Annotated in this window: 13 protein-coding genes; 9 read left to right on the forward strand and 4 right to left on the reverse strand. The window is 65.2% G+C overall.

Annotation, left to right across the window (positions count from 1 at the left end; translation table 11 throughout):
• From MJD61_12950 to add, 4 genes are all read left to right on the forward strand, one after another.
• A partial coding sequence (locus MJD61_12950; protein ID MCG8556176.1) for a hypothetical protein occupies positions 1–1911 on the forward strand: 1911 nt, incomplete at its 5' end.
• The gene (locus tag MJD61_12955; GenBank protein ID MCG8556177.1) at positions 1908–3101 is read left to right on the forward strand and encodes a DUF4340 domain-containing protein; all 1194 of its coding nucleotides are present in this window, start codon (positions 1908–1910) and stop codon (positions 3099–3101) included. The genes MJD61_12950 and MJD61_12955, both read left to right, overlap by 4 nt.
• Positions 3098–4021 carry a hypothetical protein gene (locus MJD61_12960; protein MCG8556178.1) on the forward strand — a complete coding sequence of 308 codons (924 nt, stop codon included), beginning with the start codon at positions 3098–3100 and terminating at the stop codon, positions 4019–4021. Before MJD61_12955 ends, MJD61_12960 begins: the two co-directional genes overlap by 4 nt.
• Positions 4022–4092: 71 nt before the next feature.
• On the forward strand, positions 4093–5229 hold the full coding sequence (gene add, locus MJD61_12965; GenBank protein ID MCG8556179.1) for an adenosine deaminase: 1137 nt from the start codon (positions 4093–4095) through the stop codon (positions 5227–5229).
• 53 nt (positions 5230–5282) lie between these two features.
• On the opposite strand, the gene trxB is transcribed toward add, so the two are convergent.
• A complete protein-coding gene (gene trxB, locus MJD61_12970) occupies positions 5283–6227 on the reverse strand; it encodes a thioredoxin-disulfide reductase (GenBank protein ID MCG8556180.1) in 945 nt (314 codons plus the stop codon).
• A 328-nt stretch (positions 6228–6555) separates the two neighbouring features.
• Positions 6556–8145, reverse strand: coding sequence for a lipopolysaccharide biosynthesis protein (locus tag MJD61_12975; GenBank protein ID MCG8556181.1), 1590 nt, complete (start codon positions 8143–8145; stop codon positions 6556–6558).
• A 145-nt stretch (positions 8146–8290) separates the two neighbouring features.
• On the opposite strand from MJD61_12975, the gene dnaK reads away from it, so the two are divergent.
• The 4 genes from dnaK (at position 8291) to MJD61_12995 (ending at position 14992) form a co-directional block, all read left to right on the forward strand.
• Positions 8291–10216, forward strand: a complete 1926-nt coding sequence (gene dnaK / locus MJD61_12980; GenBank protein ID MCG8556182.1) for a molecular chaperone DnaK — start codon at positions 8291–8293, stop codon at positions 10214–10216.
• 197 nt (positions 10217–10413) lie between these two features.
• On the forward strand, positions 10414–13032 hold the full coding sequence (gene ccsA / locus MJD61_12985; GenBank protein MCG8556183.1) for a cytochrome c biogenesis protein CcsA: 2619 nt from the start codon (positions 10414–10416) through the stop codon (positions 13030–13032).
• Positions 13029–13580: a hypothetical protein gene (locus tag MJD61_12990; GenBank protein MCG8556184.1), complete on the forward strand. Its 552-nt coding sequence runs from the start codon at positions 13029–13031 to the stop codon at positions 13578–13580. The genes ccsA and MJD61_12990 overlap by 4 nt, the downstream gene beginning before the upstream one ends.
• Positions 13577–14992: a carboxypeptidase-like regulatory domain-containing protein gene (locus MJD61_12995; GenBank protein MCG8556185.1), complete on the forward strand. Its 1416-nt coding sequence runs from the start codon at positions 13577–13579 to the stop codon at positions 14990–14992. Before MJD61_12990 ends, MJD61_12995 begins: the two co-directional genes overlap by 4 nt.
• Before the next feature lie 17 nt (positions 14993–15009).
• Here MJD61_12995 and MJD61_13000 read toward each other — a convergent pair whose 3' ends face one another.
• Both MJD61_13000 and MJD61_13005 read right to left on the reverse strand, forming a co-directional pair.
• Complete coding sequence (locus tag MJD61_13000; GenBank protein ID MCG8556186.1) at positions 15010–15654, reverse strand: DUF4399 domain-containing protein; 645 nt, start codon at positions 15652–15654, stop codon at positions 15010–15012.
• A gap of 237 nt (positions 15655–15891) precedes the next feature.
• Positions 15892–16404 carry a tRNA (cytidine(34)-2'-O)-methyltransferase gene (locus tag MJD61_13005; GenBank protein MCG8556187.1) on the reverse strand — a complete coding sequence of 171 codons (513 nt, stop codon included), beginning with the start codon at positions 16402–16404 and terminating at the stop codon, positions 15892–15894.
• 53 nt (positions 16405–16457) lie between these two features.
• Between MJD61_13005 and MJD61_13010 the strand changes: the two genes are divergently transcribed.
• Positions 16458–17468, forward strand: a complete 1011-nt coding sequence (locus MJD61_13010; GenBank protein MCG8556188.1) for a hypothetical protein — start codon at positions 16458–16460, stop codon at positions 17466–17468.
• Positions 17469–17604: the final 136 nt, after the last annotated feature.

Below are 17604 nucleotides of genomic sequence, written 5' to 3' on the forward strand. Positions count from 1 at the left end.
ACCGGTGCATTGCCCAGCGCTCTGTTGCTGGCCGGCCTTGCGCTGCTGTGGACCGGCGAGCGCTTGTTTGGCACGGGCGATTCACGCTTGATCTGTTCGGGGGCGGGCGCGGCCCTGGTCCTGTTGGGCAGCGCGCTTCGCGTGCTGACGCTCAGCCGGGCGCAGGGCGATGCCAGGCAGGTGGAGCTGCGCCTGTTGTTCAGCTACGTGGGCGTGATGGTCGCGTTGCTGCTGTACGCGATGTCCACAGCCCCGGCCATGGAAATGGTGGGGCTCGATGACGCGGCGACCTCGCGCGTGCGCGGCTCGCTCGGCGCGCTGTGGCCCTCTGTCATGATCGTTGCGCTGGCGGCTTTGCTGTTCATGGAGCTCGTCTATGTCCGCATGCCGGTCGCAGACTCGGTCGAGCTGCGGCGCGTCAGCACCGCGGCACATGCGGGCCTGACACTGGAGTTTTCGGCCGTGTTTCTCCTTTCCGCCAACTACGTGGCTTCCGAACGCGACGTAAGGCGCGATCTGTCGTACTTCAAGACGACGCGTCCGGGCGAGGCCACGCGCAAGCTGGTCGCGTCCCTGGAGCGGCCCGTTCGGGTGATGCTCTTCTTTGCTGGAGCGAACGATGTGCTCGGCCAGCTCAGGCCGTACTTCGGCGAGCTGAGCAAGCTCTCGGAGCGGATATCGGTCGAGGTCGTGGACCACGCCATGGTTCCCGGCTTGGCCAAGAAGCATCGCATCCGAGACAACGGCGAGGTGCTGTTCTTGCTGGGCGGCGAGACCAAGCCGCGTGACGACAGCACAGACGGCGGCGGCAAGCCCACAGGCAAGGGAAGCAAAAAGGACCCGGATCCCTTCGACAACGCCCGGGGCGAGTCCTTCAGGGTGGGCACCGATCTGGCGGCCGCGCGCTCGGTGCTCAAGAAGCTCGACGCTACGGTGCAGCAGCATCTCACCAAACTGACACTCGTGCCGCGCAGCTTGTGGCTGACTGTCGGCCATGGTGAGCGCAACGCCCAAAAGGAGACGAGAGCTCCGGGTGAGGGCATCAATGGCTTGAAGAAGGTGCTGAGGCGACTCAATGTGAGGCTCGAACAGCTGCGCTTTGGACAGGACTTGGCGGCGACGGTGCCCGACCCGTCGGGCGCGATCGCGGTGCTTGGACCGGAGGATAGCTTCCTGGAGGAGGAGGCGTTGGCGCTGCTCGAATTCGCCCGTCAGGGTGGCCGCCTGCTGTTGCTGCTCGATGCGGACGCCGACCACGGGCTCACCGCCCTTCTGTCGGGTTTGGGGCTCAAGCAATTGCCGGGCGTGGTAGCGAGTGACAAACACCACATGCGCAAGACGCATACGGCGGCCGACCACACCATCGTGTTCAGCAACCGCTATTCCAGCCACGCTTCGGTAACCACGATGTCGCGCCATTCGAGGGAGGTCGCCACGGTGCTCTACCGGGGCAGCGCGTTCGCCAAGGTCGACAACAAGGTCACACCCGAACCCACCGTCGTGTTCACATTGCGAGGCGCGGGCGACTTTTGGCGCGATCTCAACGCCAACAACGTGCGCGATTCGGCGGAGCCGCACGAAACGCTGCAGCTGGCAGCCGCCGTGACGTTTCCGAGGAAGGAGGGCCACGAAGGCCGCGTTGTGATCATCGGCGACGGCGACCTCGTGAGCGACCGGCTGGTGCGCAACGCAGGCAACAGCCTGCTTTTCGTGGACGCGCTGGCTTGGCTGATCGGCGAAGAGAAGCTGTCGGGGGAGGTGTCCAGCGAGGAAGACGTTCCGATCGAGCACACCCAGGAGAAGGACAAGCTCTGGTTCTACGCCACCACCTTTGCGGTGCCGGCGCCCATCCTGCTGCTCGGGGTATGGATCGCGCGTCGCAGGCGACAGAAGGGGGAGGCGACGGCATGAAGAGCTCGCTGGTACACGGGGCGCTGGCCGCAGCGGGGCTTGTGGCTGCCTACCTGACCTGGACACGCGAGGAGGAGCAGACCTACGCACGCAGTGAAGTGGCCGTGGTGGATTGTCCCGGGGCCAGCTTCGAACGGGTCAGGGTTTCCAACGACTGGCGTAGCATCGACGTCAAGGCCATGACCCACCAAGGCGATCCGATCCACTGGATCACCACCAAACGCAAGCTTGGGCCGGGTGGTGAGCCCAAGGGCGCCACGCACCGCGTTCAGTCCTTCTTGGCAAACGAAAAATTCCAGGATCTCCTCAAGCGCTACACGCCTTTGCGGGCGTTGCGCTCGCTAGGGAAGATCGGCAAGGAGGAGCTCAAGGAGTTCGGCCTCGACAAGCCCGAAAAAAAGCTCGTACTGACCTGCGGCGGCAAGAAGTACGAGTTGGAGATCGGCGCAGCGACCTACGGTGCAGGCAACAACTACGCCCGGCGGCCCAGCGGGCAGACGGTCTACCTGCTGCCGTCGGCCGTGGTGCGAGAGCTTGAAGGAGCCGAATGGCGCTTCATGCAAAAGCAGCTGCATGCCTTCGAATCCAAGGACGTGGACGAGGTGCGCATCGTCGTTCAAGGCAAAGAGCGGAGGCTGCTGCAACGTAACAGATTGACCCCCGGCAAGTCGCTGTGGGTCGACGCCGCCGCTCCAGACCGCCGTAACGAGCTCTTTGGCAACTGGCTGGCCAAAGTGGCCCGGCTCAGCGGGTTGACGTACGTCGCCCTCGACGGGCAGCCGGGCAGCGACCTTACCGAGGAGCAGCAGGCAGATCAGCTAGAGACGGCAGCGGTCGCCGAGGTCAGCTACTTTCTCAAGGGCAAGCAGCAAGGCAAGCTGCAGATGGTGCGTGTTCGCTTGAGCCGAGACACGTTCTACTACGCCAAGACCGAGGCCACCCGGACTTGGGTGCAGCTGCCCAAATCGATCTCGCGCGAAGTCAGCGACGATGCCGCCATGGTCGTGGGGCTCGAACAGCAGCCGGCTTCGCAAGCAGGAGCGCAACCACCCAAATCGACCTCCCGCGGTGCCGCGGCCAAGACAGCCAAGGGCGCGTCACGCGTTGCCGGAGCTGCTCGGGCAAACCCGGCCTCGAAGCGTTCCACCGGCGCGCTGGGCAAGCAAGCAAAGGCCGCCTCGCAGCGGTGAGCTTGCCGCTGCCGCGCGTCGAGTCCATGGTGACTCGAATGCGTTTTCCGATCCTGGCTTTCGGCACCCCCCGGAAGCTGCCCAAGCCAAAGCATCTGGCAGGCCGCGTCGTGGTGCTGGATATCGCGTTCGCGGCCGGCAGCGCAGGGGCCAGCTTCGAGCGGACGACGCTGCCCTTCATCGAGGAGCTCGGCGAGCGCCTGGCTGTGTGGGTGGATCACCACGACCACGTCAAGCACGCGCAGTACAGCGACGATCCGCGCTTCGTTCTCAGCACCAAAGCCGAGCACGGGGCCTGTCCCGAGATGATCACCCCGGAGCTGGTGACCCGCATCGGGTCGGTGGATACCATCTGCTGTCATACCGACTTTGACGGATTGTGTTCGGCTGCCAAGTGGATGCGCGCAGGACGCGAACCTTACCAAGGCGCCGATATGGACGCGCACGCCATCGACACCCGCATCGGCAAGCCCGGACCGCTAGCGGATCGCATCGACCGCGCCTTGAGGGCGCGCTACCGGGACGAGGCGTTGCGCGGTCTAATCGTACGCTTTTTGGCCGGCGGCGCGCTTGATCAGGGCCTGTACGAGCGCATCTCGCAGGCCGCCGACCAGCTGCTTCCGCTGGAGCACGAAGCACGCCGTTTGGCCAAGGGCTACCAGGTGGACGGAAAGCTGGCGCTCCTCGACGCCCGCGAGGCCCGACGCCCTTACGACAAGACCCTGCTGCTGTTGCTCGGGCAGCGCTGCGCGCGCGTGTCGCTGGTGCACGATGCACAGACACTAACCGTCGCGGCCCGCTTTGACAGCGGCATCGACCTGCTCGACATCCTGGGCCTGCACGGTGGCATGCCCACCGTGGTGAGCCTGCACGCGGGTGAGCTCGAGCGGGTCGTTTCGACCCTGCGCCAGCGCCTGTGATCCAGCTTCCCGGCCCGATCGGTGACCCCATGCACGCTGGCGGGCCTGTCCCCGCTCCGCTATGCTGAAGCTTGGTGAGCCTTCCGCTGTCCGTCTTCAAGCAGCTGCCCAAGACAGACCTGCATGTACATTTGGACGGCTCGCTGCGCTTGTCGACGATTCTCGAATTGGGCGAACAGGCGGGGATCAAGCTTCCCTGTGAGACCCCCGAAGAGCTCGCCAAGCTATTGCATTGCGGCGAGCACACGGGCTCCCTGGTCGACTACCTGAAGGCATTCGAGGTCACACTGCAGGTATTGCAGACCGAGCAGGCGCTGTACCGGGTCGCTTTCGAGCTGGCAGAGGACGCCGCGCTCGAGCACGTTCGCTACATGGAAGTGCGCTATGCGCCCATGTTGCACACCCGGACGGGACTGCGCTTGGCCGCGGTAGTCGAGGCCGTGCTGGCAGGCCTGCGGGACGCCGGGGACCAACGGGGCATCGAGTCCAGTGTCATCATCTGCGGCATTCGCAATATCTCTGCCGAGTCGTCGCTCGAAATGGCGCAGCTGGCTGTGGCCTATAAGAACCGCGGCGTGGTCGGGTTCGATCTCGCAGGGGCCGAGTACGATCATCCCGCCAAGCATCATCGTGAGGCGTTCCAGCTGATTCGCAACAACAACATCAACTGTACGATTCACGCTGGAGAAGCTTTCGGTCCCGAATCGATCGCGCAGGCCATTCACGTGTGCGGCGCACACCGTATCGGCCACGGCTGTCGCCTACGTGAAGATGGCGACCTGCTTCACTATGTCAACGATCACCGTATCGCGCTGGAGTGTTGTCCCTCGTCCAACGTGCAAACGGGCGCAGTGCGCGATTTCGCTACCCATCCCCTAAAACTCTATCACGATCTTGGGCTGCGCGTTACCGTCAACACGGATAATCGCTTGATCACCAACACGACCGCGTCCAGGGAGCTGTGGCTGTGCCACAGCAAGATGGGCCTCGAGGCCAAGGACATCATTCGCATCATCCTCAATGGATTCAAAGCCGCCTTTCTTCCCTTCCATATCAGAGAGACCTACCTCAGGCGCATCGCCAAGGAGCTCGAGTCGTTCGAGCGGGATCCCTCGGGCCTGCAGCAACGCAACGCCGTCACGCAGGAATCCCAAGCGATGGCGCGGCCGGCCAGCGAAGACACTGCCGCTGCGCCGGCGTACGAGTAGCCTTCACACTCGGATCGCGCCTCCTTTGATGATCGTTCAGCCCGCCGTGAACGTTACAGCTCCCGGGCTGCGAGCCAGCGTTCGGCTTCCATCGCCGCCATGCAGCCGCTGCCCGCGGCGGTCACGGCCTGGCGGTAAACGCGGTCCTGCACGTCGCCGCAGGCGAATACCCCTTCGATGCTGGTGCGTGTCGTTCCCGGCACGGTCTCGATGTAGGACTGTCCATCGAGCTCAAGCTGCTCGCCAAAGAGCTCCGTATTCGGCGTGTGGCCAATCGCAACGAACAGGCCCTTTACCGGCAAGCGGCTCGTCTGCCCGCTGTCCGTGCGCCTTAGAGCAAGGCCGGTGACGGCGCCCTTGTCGGGATCCTCGACGGCGGTCACGATGGTGTTCCACAGGAAGTGGATCTTGGGATGCTTGCGCGCCCGCTCCTGCATGATGCTCGAGGCTCGCAAGCAATCGCGGCGGTGGATGACCGTGACGCTCTTGCACAAGCCCGCCAAATAGGTCGCTTCCTCCATGGCGGTGTCTCCGCCTCCGACGACCGCCACGTCCTGATCCCTGAAGAAATAGCCGTCGCAGGTCGCGCACGCGCTGACGCCCCGGTTCTGAAGGGCCGCTTCGCTGTCGAGCCCCAACCAACGAGCTCGTGCCCCGGTGGCGACGATCACCGCCTGAGCCTCGTAGCATTGCTCTTCCGCCCAAAGCCTGAAAGGCCGGCGGGAGAAATCGACGCGCTCAACGTCCGCGGTCACATAGCGTGTGCCGAAGCGTTCGCCTTGGCGCTTGAAGCTCGCCATGAGCTCGGGACCACCGATGCCTTCTGGAAAACCTGGATAGTTTTCCACGTCGGTGGTGATCATCAGCTGTCCTCCGGGAATTCCGCCGCTGACAAGCCCTTCGATGCAAAGCGGCTCGAGGTTGGCCCTCGCCGCATAGATGGCGGCGGTGTGGCCAGCAGGGCCGGAACCGATGATGGCGACACGGTACATAGGCATCGGCGCTCATCGATAGCTCCTTCGTCCGAGGGATGCAACGAAGCACCCGCCCGCCAGCCGCCGAAGCGACCCCGACCGGTCACCTGCCATGGTGCCATGGGCTGCAACACACCGAAACCACATTGGTTCCTCATGGGCGAGCCCGACCACCATCTTGGGACATTGACACACACGGTCGTCCCACATCAAAATAATCTTTGAAGCGCATTTACTCCAAGCTCGGAGTGCATTCCCGCGTAGAGCTGATCGCGAAGATCGCGGGGACCGTGGGAAGCAGCGCAGCGGCCTCGCTTGAAGCTCCCGTAGAATCGTTCTAGCAATGGCCAGGCTAGCGCCCGGGGGGCCGGGAATCCCGGCGCACCAGCGTGACAACCGCCTGCAGATCCTGCCGGCCCAGTTCGCGCGTTACCACCAGCGCGGCACCGTACACCGCAGCACCCGCAGCGAGCGCGACCAAGGTTTGCAGCTTGCTTTCATGGGGTAGGAAGTGGGCTGAGGCGTAGGCGAGTGCTCCTGCGCAAAGGGCTCTGAGCACGCTGAGGATAGGGATGAAGGTCCCAAAGCGGCCGAAAACAGAGACGCCCGAAGCAGCCAGCGCAAATGCCGTTCCCGCGGAGGTGCCGCATGCAGCAGCCACCAGGGTGTGCTCGCCCACACCAACCCAGCGGACGAGCGAGTGTACGGCCAGCATCACCACGAGCAGGGACGTGCCCGCGATCGTGGCGGCAGTCCGCGGGCTGCCGGAGCCGCTCAGCACGGTCGCGGCCACGACGAACAGCGCGAACATCACGATCCCGATGATCAGCACCGTCAACGCCGGTGCGCCCACCACGTAGTCGGGCTGATAGGCCAGCAACATGACCCCCCTCGCTGCTCCTGCGATGGGCGCTGCGACCGCCACCAGCACGAGGAGCGAAAAGCGCATGGCCGCGCGGATGTAGGTGCGCGCCTGCTCGTGTTCGCCTCCCTGGATCGCCATGGACACCATGGGGAACACGACGAAGGTGACCGACAGCACCAGCTGGTAGGGAACGAAAGCGAAGGTTTGCGCTGCTTTGTAGTAGCCTACATAGCTCGAAGCTTGGTGCCTGGCGATATCGGCCAGGGCGCCCTGCGCGATGGCCAGCTCGGCAACCGTGCGCTTGAGCACCGATAGGTCGATTTGCAGCGCGCCATTGAGGAAGCCCTGGTAGACCCACAGCGGCGCCATGAACCCCAGCCAGCGCTTCCACGGCACGTGGCTATGCCCGCGCGTTCCGGTGCCCACGAGGGCCAGCGACACCACCAGCAGTACCATCGCCGCGCCCGCGAACCCCATCATGGCTCCAACGACTCCCAGGCCAGCCGCAGCGCAGCCCAGGATGCCGATGGTCCTGAGCGTCGTGAACAGCATGTCGAGCTGCGCTTGGCGCCGAAACAGCTGGCGGCCGTTGAGCGAGCCGATCAATGCGGCGTACAGCGCGTAGCAGAAGACCACCGCGGACGCGATGCGCAACAAGGGCTCGATCGCGTCGTCCAGGATGAGCTCGGCGATCAGGGGCGCCAGAGCCAGCACGAGGCCGCACAGCACAAGTCCCAATACAAGCTGCACCCGCAGTCCTTGACGCAGGCGTGCCGCCGCGTGCTCGGCGTCCTCGCTGACGTGCTTGCTGACGGTCTGCAGCGTGGCCGCGATCAGCACGTTGTTGACGATGGCCGCCTGGCTCATGGCCGTGGAATAGAGCCCGAAGGTTGCCGCCGACCCGAACAGGCGGGGCAGGGCCAGCTGCACGGTGTAGCCCGCCAGGATGAAGTAGAGCTTGGCGCTCGTGATCCACAACAAGCCGCGCCCGGCCGCCCGTGCTGTTTCCCGCGGTGCCATCCGATCCGAGCGCTCCGTGTAGCACGCAAAGCGTGACCCCGGGCGTCGGGCCAACATACCATCGCCACGTCGTGCGCTGGCGGGCCTCTTGACGCGCCCGCCGTACTGGTTAGGTTGGCCTCGAGCCTGAGGGGGTGTCGGCACAGGCCGGGCGCAGGCTCGCGCAGGTTCGCGCCGCGCCGGCCATGGAGGCAGCTAAACGATGGGAAAGATTATCGGTATCGACCTGGGAACCACCAACTCGGTGGTGGCGATCATGGAGGGCAAGGACCCCAAGGTGATCGTCAACGAGGAGGGAGACCGCGTAACGCCGTCCATCGTGGGCTGGGACGATCAGGGCGAGGTGCTGGTAGGACAGATCGCCAAGCGCCAGGCTATCACCAATCCCGAAGGAACGGTCTACTCGGCCAAGCGCTTCATTGGGCGCCGGTTCGAAGAGGTCGGCGACGACATCCGCCGTGTGCCCTACAAAGTCGAGCGCCGCAGCAACGGCGATGTAGGCATGGTCGTGAAAGGTAAGGGTCTTGCGCCGCCCGAGGTTTCGGCGCACGTGCTGCGCAAGCTCAAGAAGGCCGCCGAGAATTACCTGGGCGAGCCGGTGAGCGAGGCCGTGATAACCGTACCCGCCTACTTCAACGACTCGCAGCGGCAGGCCACGAAGGATGCAGGCAAGATCGCCGGCCTCGATGTCAAGCGCATCGTTAACGAGCCGACCGCGGCGGCCCTGGCGTATGGGCTGGACAAGAAGAACGACGAGGTGATCGCGGTATACGATTTCGGAGGCGGCACCTTCGACATCTCGATTCTCGAGGTGAGCGACAACGTGGTGCAGGTCATCAGCACCAACGGTGACACCCAGCTCGGGGGCGACGACCTGGACGACCGCGTCATCGATTTTCTGATTGGAGAGTTCAAGAAGGATCAGGGCATCGATGTCTCCAGTGACAAGATGGTGGTGCAGAGGCTCAAGGATGCCGCGGAGAAGGCGAAGATCGAGCTTTCGTCCAAGTTGGAAACGACGGTCAATCTGCCCTTCCTCACAGCGGACGCGTCCGGCCCGAAGCACCTGAATATTCGCCTGACGCGTGCCAAGCTCGAATCGATGATCGAGGACCTGATCGCGCGAACGCTGGAGCCCGTGAAAAAGGCGCTGGCCGATGCGAGCAGGTCCCCCAAGGACATCGACGAGATCGTCTTGGTGGGCGGCAGCACCCGCATTCCCAAAGTGCAGGAGGCGGTGACCAAGTACTTCGGCAAGGAGCCCCACAAGGGCGTCAATCCGGACGAGGTAGTGGCCGTGGGGGCGGCGGTTCAAGCCGGGGTCCTGTCCGGTGACGTCAAGGATATGGTCCTGTTGGACGTGACGCCTCTCTCGCTCGGAGTGGAGACCCTGGGCGGCGTCATGACTACGCTGATCCAGCGCAACACGACCATTCCCACCCGTCGAGACGAGGTCTTCTCGACCGCGGAGGACACTCAGACCAAGGTGGAGATCCACGTGCTGCAGGGTGAGCGTGCCGAAGCGCGCATCAACCGCACGCTCGGGCGCTTCCACCTCGAAGGCATCATGCCTGCGCCGAGAGGCGTGCCAAAGATCAAGGTCACCTTCGACATCGACGCCAACGGCATCTTGTCGGTGACCGCCAAGGACGAAGCAACGGGCAAGGACCAGAAGATCACCATCACGGCGGCCAGCGGCCTGTCCGAAAACGAGATCGAGCGAATGGTCACCGATGCCAAGACACACGAAGAAGAAGACAAGCGGCGCCGCGAGGAGGTCGAAGCACGCAATCGGGCGGACCAGCTATGTTACTCCGTCGAAAAGGCACTCGAGGAGGCCAAGGACAAGCTCCCCGCAGACAAGATCGAGCAGGCCAAGCAGGCCGTTTCGACGCTGCGTTCCGCCATCGACAAGCAGGACGCAGCCGCCATCAAGACCGGCACCGAGGCGCTCGAGAAGATCATGGCCGATGTCGCGTCCGCTGCTTATCAGGCTACGGGAGCTACGCCGGGCGGCGCGGCCCCTGGCGCGGCCCAGCCATCCAACGGAAAAGGTGCGGGACAAGGCGGCTCCCAGGACAAGAAGCCGGGAGATGTAATCGATGCCGAGTTCGAGGAGAACGCCTAGGGCCCAGGGTGCTGCTAGACTGGACGTATGCCGGCTGTCGCAGGGACGCGCGCGAGTTACGCAGAATGGCGCAGGACACTCCGTGAACCGGCGCGCAGGGGCTGGCGATTCGTTGCGCCGAGGTGAAGTGGTTGCCATGCCTGCTCCGAGTCCCTAAGGTCAGCGGAGACCCGCTCGAGTGAGCGGGTCTTCGTGCCATGGCCACTGGGATCCCGGCATTCGGCAACCTGATACTGTGCGCCGTGCTTGCGTGCGCCGGATACACTTTTGCCATCGCCGTGTTGGCGGGTCGTGGTCGCTCGGAGCTGCTGCCGGCCGCTCGCTACGGGACCTACGCGACCTGCGCCTTCGTGGCCGTGGGTGTGTTCGGTCTGGCCTACGCGTTTCAGGTTCACGATTTTCGCATTCGCTATGTGGCCCACTACAGCGATCGCTCGATGCCCTGGTGGTACCTGTGGACCGCACTTTGGGGCGGACAAGACGGTTCGCTCTTGTGGTGGTCGTTCATCCTGTCGCTGTACACCGTGGTGTGCACGCGCTCGCTGCGCGATCGGCTCTCCGAATTGCAGCCCTATATTCTTGCGACGTTGATGAGCATCCTGATGTTCTTCTTGGTGCTCATGCTCTTTGCGGCCAATCCCTTTGCGACGCAGCTGGCCGGCGTGCCGCCCGACGGCGAGGGGCTCAACCCCTTGCTGCAGAACTACTGGATGACCATCCACCCGCCCACCCTCTACACGGGCATGGTGGGCTGGTCTGTGCCCTTCGCGTTCGCGATTGCAGCACTCGCCACGGGACGGCTCGGCAACGAGTGGATCGGCGCGGTGCGGCGCTGGGCGGTGTTCGCGTGGGTCGTGCTCGCTGCCGGTAACCTGCTCGGCATGATGTGGTCGTACGAGGAGCTCGGCTGGGGCGGCTATTGGGCCTGGGATCCCGTCGAGAACGCGTCTTTCATGCCGCTGCTGACAGGAACCGCGTACATCCACTCGGTCATGCTGCAAGAGCGGCGCGGCATGTTCAAAGTCTGGAACGTCTTCCTGCTGTGCTTGACCTTCTTTTTGACGATCTTTGGCACGTTTCTGACCCGTTCGGGCCTGATCGCCAGTGTTCACTCGTTTGCCCGCTCGGACCTTGGCGGCTACTTCCTCGTGTACATGGGGGGCCTGGTGGCTTTGTGCGCCGTGCTGATCGTATGGCGGCTTCCCCAACTGAAGGCCGAAAACCGAATCGACGCGCTGCTCAGTCGCGACTTCTCGTTTCTGCTCAACAACTGGATTCTGATGGGCATGGCGTTCTTCATTCTGATCGCCACGACCTGGCCGCTCTTGAGCGAGTGGCTTCGAGACGAGACCGTGACCGTGGGACCCGGCTACTACAACAAGTGGATGGTGCCCCTGGGGCTCGTGCTGCTTTTTCTGACGGGCTTTGGTCCCCTGATGGCGTGGCGCAAAGCCACCGGCAGCTACCTCCTTAGAGTGCTGGTGCTGCCCTGCGCCGCGCTGCTTGTGACCTGCCTGCTGCACGTCGTCGTCGGGCCGAGCCTCGGGTATCCGGCCTACGTCGAGTCCGATGAAATCTACGACACGGCAACCGGGCGGGCATTGGCGGCGGTCTACGCCGTCGCGCCGGTGGTTTCGTCGTCGCTCTGTGCCTTCGTCTTCGCTGCAATCGCTCAGGAGTTTTGGCGCGGTGCGGCAGTGCGGGTCAAGAGGCGTGGTGAAAGCCCCTGGGTCGCGCTCTTCCGGCTCACGTTCAAGGCCAAGCGCCGCTACGGCGGCTACATCGTGCACCTCGGAGTAGCTTTGATGTTCTTCGGCTTCACCGGCGCGGCCTACGACACCGAGAAGGAAGCGGCCCTGAGGCCGGGCCAAAGCGTTCAGGTGGGCGGCTACGACGTGCGCTACGACGGCAGCCGGATGGAAGCCGATCCCAACAAGCGCATGGTGTTCTCGGACATGACGCTGCTCGAGCAAGGCCGCACCGTGGATCGCGTCGCTCCTGCCAAGTTCATCTACACCAAGGCGAGGGGTCAGGCGACGACCGAGGTCGCGATTCGCTCGACGCCCAAACACGATCTGTACTTGATCATGAACACGGTCCGCCCCGACAGCGGCCTTGGCACCTTCCTGATCAAGGTCAGGCCCTTTGTGATGTGGATCTGGCTCGGCGGGCTGGTCATGTTCATCGGCACCTTCATCAGCTTGTCGCCGTCGGTTCGGGAGCTGCTTGGCGAGGCCGCGAGACCTGCCCTCGCGCGCCCCAGGGCGCGATCCGTGGCCACCGCGACGCTGCTCGTGGCGCTGTGCATCGCGGCCTTCGTTGGCCTGTGGGCTCCACTTGCGGCCCAGGGCCAGGCACAGGGATCGAGCAGCTTGCACGCCGGTTCGGTGGCGATCAAGAATCCTACCGAGCGGCGTTTGTTTCCGCGCTTGCTTTGCCAGTGCGGCGAATGCCAGCGCCTGCCGCTGTCCACCTGCGCCTGCTCGTGGGCGGACGATATGCGCGCCGAGGTGAGACAGAAGCTCGCCGCGGGGATGGAGCCTGCACAGATCGAGCGCGAGTATCGCGCGCAGTTCGGTGCCGAAGCACTCGCGATCCCCGCCGACGAGGGGCTTGACCGGGCCCTATGGGCCGTGCCTGTGGCAGCGCTTGCACTGGCCGCAGGGGGGCTCTTCTGGCTGGCACGCCGCTGGGCGCGTCGAGGCGCAGGCGAGCTCGGAGAGCCCCGCGCTTCAGTAAGCGGCCACGCCATGGACGCCTACGATCGCGCGCTCGACGAGGAGTTGAGACGGCTCGATCGCGAGTCGCCCAGGTGACGTCGCTGCTGCCGTTGTGCTTCTTGGTGTTGATGGGCCTCTTGCTTGCCGCGGCCGTGTCGGCGTTGTGGCAGAGCATCCGCGCCCTGCATGGCGGCCCGACGAGCAAAGGGCCGGCCCTGCGTCCCGCGGCCGAGCGGCAGGAGCTGCTCGCACAGAAACAGCTGCTGCTTCAGAGCCTGAAGGACATCGAGTTCGAGCACGCGGTGGGCAAGCTCTCGGACCGCGACTATTCCCAGCTCGAACGCCGCGATCGGGCCCGGGCGCGCGCCGTGTTGAAGGCCCTGGACGAGCAGACCGCCCGCCACAGGCCCCTGGCTGAAAAGCTCGTGGCACGACGTCTCAATACCCCTCCGGAGCGTCTTGCCGCCTTGCTCGATCCAGCCGCCTTGCTCGATCCAGCCGCCTTGCTCGATCCAGCCGAAGCGTCGCCGCCCCGGCCCGACAAACACGCATCGCTGCACGGCGATTCGGCCGGCCCGGACAACGCACAGGCCGCCGCCGGCGCCGACCCACCCGATACGCGCGCCGGCGGAGACCAACAATGAAGGCGGCCTCGCCCTGGTGGCTCGCGGCCCATGCGATCGCCGCGCTCCTGGTCGCCTCCGTGTCGGCCCAGTCGCCTCCGCCCTCGCCGGCCAAGACTCCGGCCCGAGGCCCGCGCGACCTGATCGTTCGCGGACAGCAGGTGCGCGATCAACGGCAAATGCGGCGGGCGCTCGAGGCGAAGCCCCCAAAACCCGATGGGACGCCCGCCGCGGCCGAGCGGCCCGTCGATCCGCACGTCGATCCGCATCGTGCAGGCGCCGGCGGCCATACCGCTGCCGCGCAGCCAGCCTCCCACGCCCGGTCCAGCTCCAGCGTGCCCGTGGGCGAGATCCACGTGCGGGTGCTCGACGCGGCGAACCGCCCCGTGGCTGGTGCCGAAGTGCGCCTGGGGACCCTGACCTCCACCGGCAAGGGGGTTTCGCAGCGGTTGCGCAGCGACGCGGCCGGTCAGGTGCGTTTCTCCGGCCTTGGTGCTGGTGCCAAGCAGGCCTACCGCGTCAGTCTCAGCTCCGAGGGAGCCACCTATGCCGCCGCACCGTTTCGGCTGCCCGCGGAGCAGGGCTACGAAGTGACGCTCCGGCGCCTGCCCGTGACGCGGGATGCGCGCTTGATTCTGCTCGTGCTGGGTCAGGTGTCGGTCGAGGTGGCCGACGATCGGCTCAAGGTCAACCAACAGGTCAGGCTCGCGAACCTGGGCCAGGCCACCTACGTGTTTCCGCCGCAAGGCCGGTTGCTACGGCTGCCCGACGATGCGCTCGCGTTTCGCAGCCGCGAGGTCATGAGCGACCAAAAGGTCACCTTCGTGCGGGGTGAAGGCATACGGATTGCAGGTTCCCTTCCGCCGGGCGCTACGACCCTGGCCTGGGGCTTTGACGTGCCCCTTCCGGGAGCGCGAGCCGAGCTTTCGCTGGACGTGCCCTTCAAGGTCTATTCTTTCCGAGTGCTCGGCGATTACGCGCCGGGGATGGTGTTGCGAGCCGAGGGCTTTCCGGGCTCGCAGGTGTTCGAGGATCGAGGCCGGCAGTTTCAGGCCACGCAGATCACACGCACGCCTCAGGATCCGCCCTTGAGACGAGTCAAGATCACGCTCGAGGGCATTCCCGGGCCAGGCCCCTGGCGCTGGATTGCGAGCGGCGCGGCGCTGCTGGCCATCGCCTTGGGCTTCGTGCTGAGCGCTTCCGATCCGGAGCGGGACGCTGCGCGCCAGCGCAAGGCCGCTCGCGCGCGCAAGGAGCAGCTGCTCGAGCAGGTCGAGCGTCTAGGCGAGCAGCGCGAACGCAACGAAATCGGCCCGGAGTACTTCCGCCGCCAGCTGCGATCGCTGCTCGAGACGCTGACGGCGTTGCTCCACCAAGAGCAGCGCCACAAGGAGCGCAGCCATCGCTCCGGAGCCCAGCGTTCTTCGTCCTAGGGGCTTCCCTCATGTAGCTAGTGTTCGGCGCTGGCCTCTTCGGCTTCCACGTTGATGTTGATGCTTGCGCTCCACTTGGGGCCGTACGAACGGTGCAGGCCGTCTGCGAACTGCATGGTGAGCTTGTGCTTGCCCGGGGCGAGATTCAGGATCGTTTCGGTCTGCCCTTTGCCGAAGTGCAGATGCGTTGCGTCGTTCGGAATGACCTGCCCCACGGGGAAGCTGTCGCCTCCTACGATGATATGGTGGTGACCGGTGGCCGCTGCTGGCTCGCCCGCAGGCTGCACCTTCATTCCCTCGACCGCCATCTTTGCAGGGACCGCCACCTTGCCCTCGGTCAGCTTGCCGCGCACGCTCGCCCCGTCCTTGGGCTCGACGAAATGAACCTGTCCCTCGATCCGCTCGGCTTCCTTGGCCGGATCGAAGTCCCTCGCGGTCGGGGCGGCCGCGGCCGCCGGCTCGTTCGCAGGCTGCTGGGGTGATGGCGCGTGCTGCTTGTCCGTGCCCTCATGCGGCGCGTGCTCATCTTTGGTGCACGCCGCGAAGGCCAGGGAAGCTGCACACAGAGCGATCACCATGCTGGGAGCAACGCTGAAATGGCGGTCTTCCCGGGGATTGCAGCCGCCCAGAGTGCTGAACTCGAGCCTGGTACCACGGATCACAAGTTCGGTCCGGGTTCCGGAACCGGCCCCAAGAGTGGCGAGGCCCGGCTCCGGAATCCGGATCGGCAACCGGTGCATCCGTGGACTTCTTGTAGGCACAACAGCCCAGGAATTCGGATCGAATTCCCGGGCCGTTGTACTAGGGCCACGGGGTCTTGAGCTTGTCATCCTTGAACGCTCCTTGCGAGGTACCGGCCCAGAGTCTCGCAGGTTTGGGAGCCCAGGCCAAGCCAGGGCTTAACCCACGAACGTATGGTCGAGCGCGCCGTTGCGGCGCAGCGCTTCGTAGACCACGATCGCGACCGCATTGGCGAGGTTGAGGCTGCGCACGGCGCCGCTGGTGGGCAAGCCCCACACATGCTGTCGATGGGCTCGGAGCAGGCTTCGAGGCAAGCCGGTCGATTCCCTGCCGAACACCAACGCATCGCCTGCACGCAGGTCCGCCAAGAGGTAGCTCTGCTCGGCGTTCGAGCTGAACAGGTGCAGGCGCGGGCCGGGATTGCGCTGGCGGAATTGCTCGAAGCTGTGGTGCACCTCGAGCTCGACCAGGTGCCAGTAGTCGAGGCCCGCCCTGCGCAGCGCTCGCTCGTCGATGCGGAAACCGAGCGGCTCGATCAGGTGCAGGCGCGAGCACGTGGCCGCGCAGATGCGCGCGACCGAGCCGGTGTTGGGAGGGATTTCCGGCTCCATCAGCACGACGTGCAGGGGAGGTTCAAGGGGCCTGCAGCGCAGTTTCGGAGTGTCGGGCATGCGTGCTACGGTCTGGCGTGCTTATTGCTCGTCGGCGTTGCCACGTCCAGCGGATGGGCGCCTGTGCGGTTGCGTTGGGTGCGATTGCGTTGGGGCTGACGTGGCTACCCCATCCCGCCCGTGCGGGCGAGAGGGGTCTTGCGCTGCATCGGTTTCGCATTGCGGCGGGGCAGCCGGGCTGCGGCGTCTCCGTGGATCCCGGTGGCGGGCCCCGCTACTGTGCGGATCAACCACGGTTTCGCAGGCTTGCAACCCAACTGGGGTTCACGGCGGCCTGGCCGCTACAGACTCCGGCGCGTGGCATCGGGTACGGCGGCTTCGACGCTGGGGCCACGATCTCGCTGACCGCGCTGGACGCTCGAGCGGACTACTGGAAGCTGGCAACGCAAGACGCAGGGAGCGGTGCTGCGGCGGGCAACCCGTCGCCGCCTGCAGCGCTCGTGTGGTTGCGAGCGGAGGCTCGCAAGGGCCTCCCCTACGGTCTGGAGCTGGCCGGGGCGCTGTCCCGGCGTTGGGGCTCTGGCCTGTGGCTGGTGGGCGCGGCGCTCAAGTGCACGCCTTTCGAGGGCTTTCACTCGGGGTTGGGACAATTGCCCGACTTGGCCCTGCTCGTATGGACGCAGGCGCTGGTCGGCTCGCCCGTGATCGGCGCGAGCGTGCACGGGCTCGATGCCGTGATCTCGAAGCCCCTTGCGATCTGGAACGTGGCAAGCCTTTCGCCCTATGTTTCGTTGGGCCCGCTATGGATCAGGACTCCCGAGACGCTGGTCGACCTCACGCCGGATACCGACGCTTGGGCCAGCTGCGTTCCGTTGCCAGCCCAGTTTCCGGGTGCCCCCCCGAACTGCATTGCCGATGGAAGCGATCACAGCAACCTACAGCGCTTCGCTGGTTTCACGGCCGCCCGCTGGCGCACCGCCATCGGCATACACGCTCGGTACCGCATGCTCACCGGGTCGGGCGCCGTTCAGTGGGATCTACGCCAACCCAGTGCCGACGCCGACGTACCCCCCGGCGTATCCCGGCAGTGGTCCGCGGGGCTTGCTCTAGGACTACGCTACTAGTACCGCTTGCCAGGGATTATGATGGATTCCCGCCGGCTCTGACGGCCGCTGGCGGTGTTGCACCTCCTCGAATATGCGCTGCACAGCATCGAAATGAACCGCAGTCATCGTCGGTGCGCCTTGCCAGCGACCGACA

This window comes from Pseudomonadota bacterium (assembly GCA_022361155.1).
Classification (GTDB): domain Bacteria; phylum Myxococcota_A; class Polyangia; order Polyangiales; family JAKSBK01; genus JAKSBK01.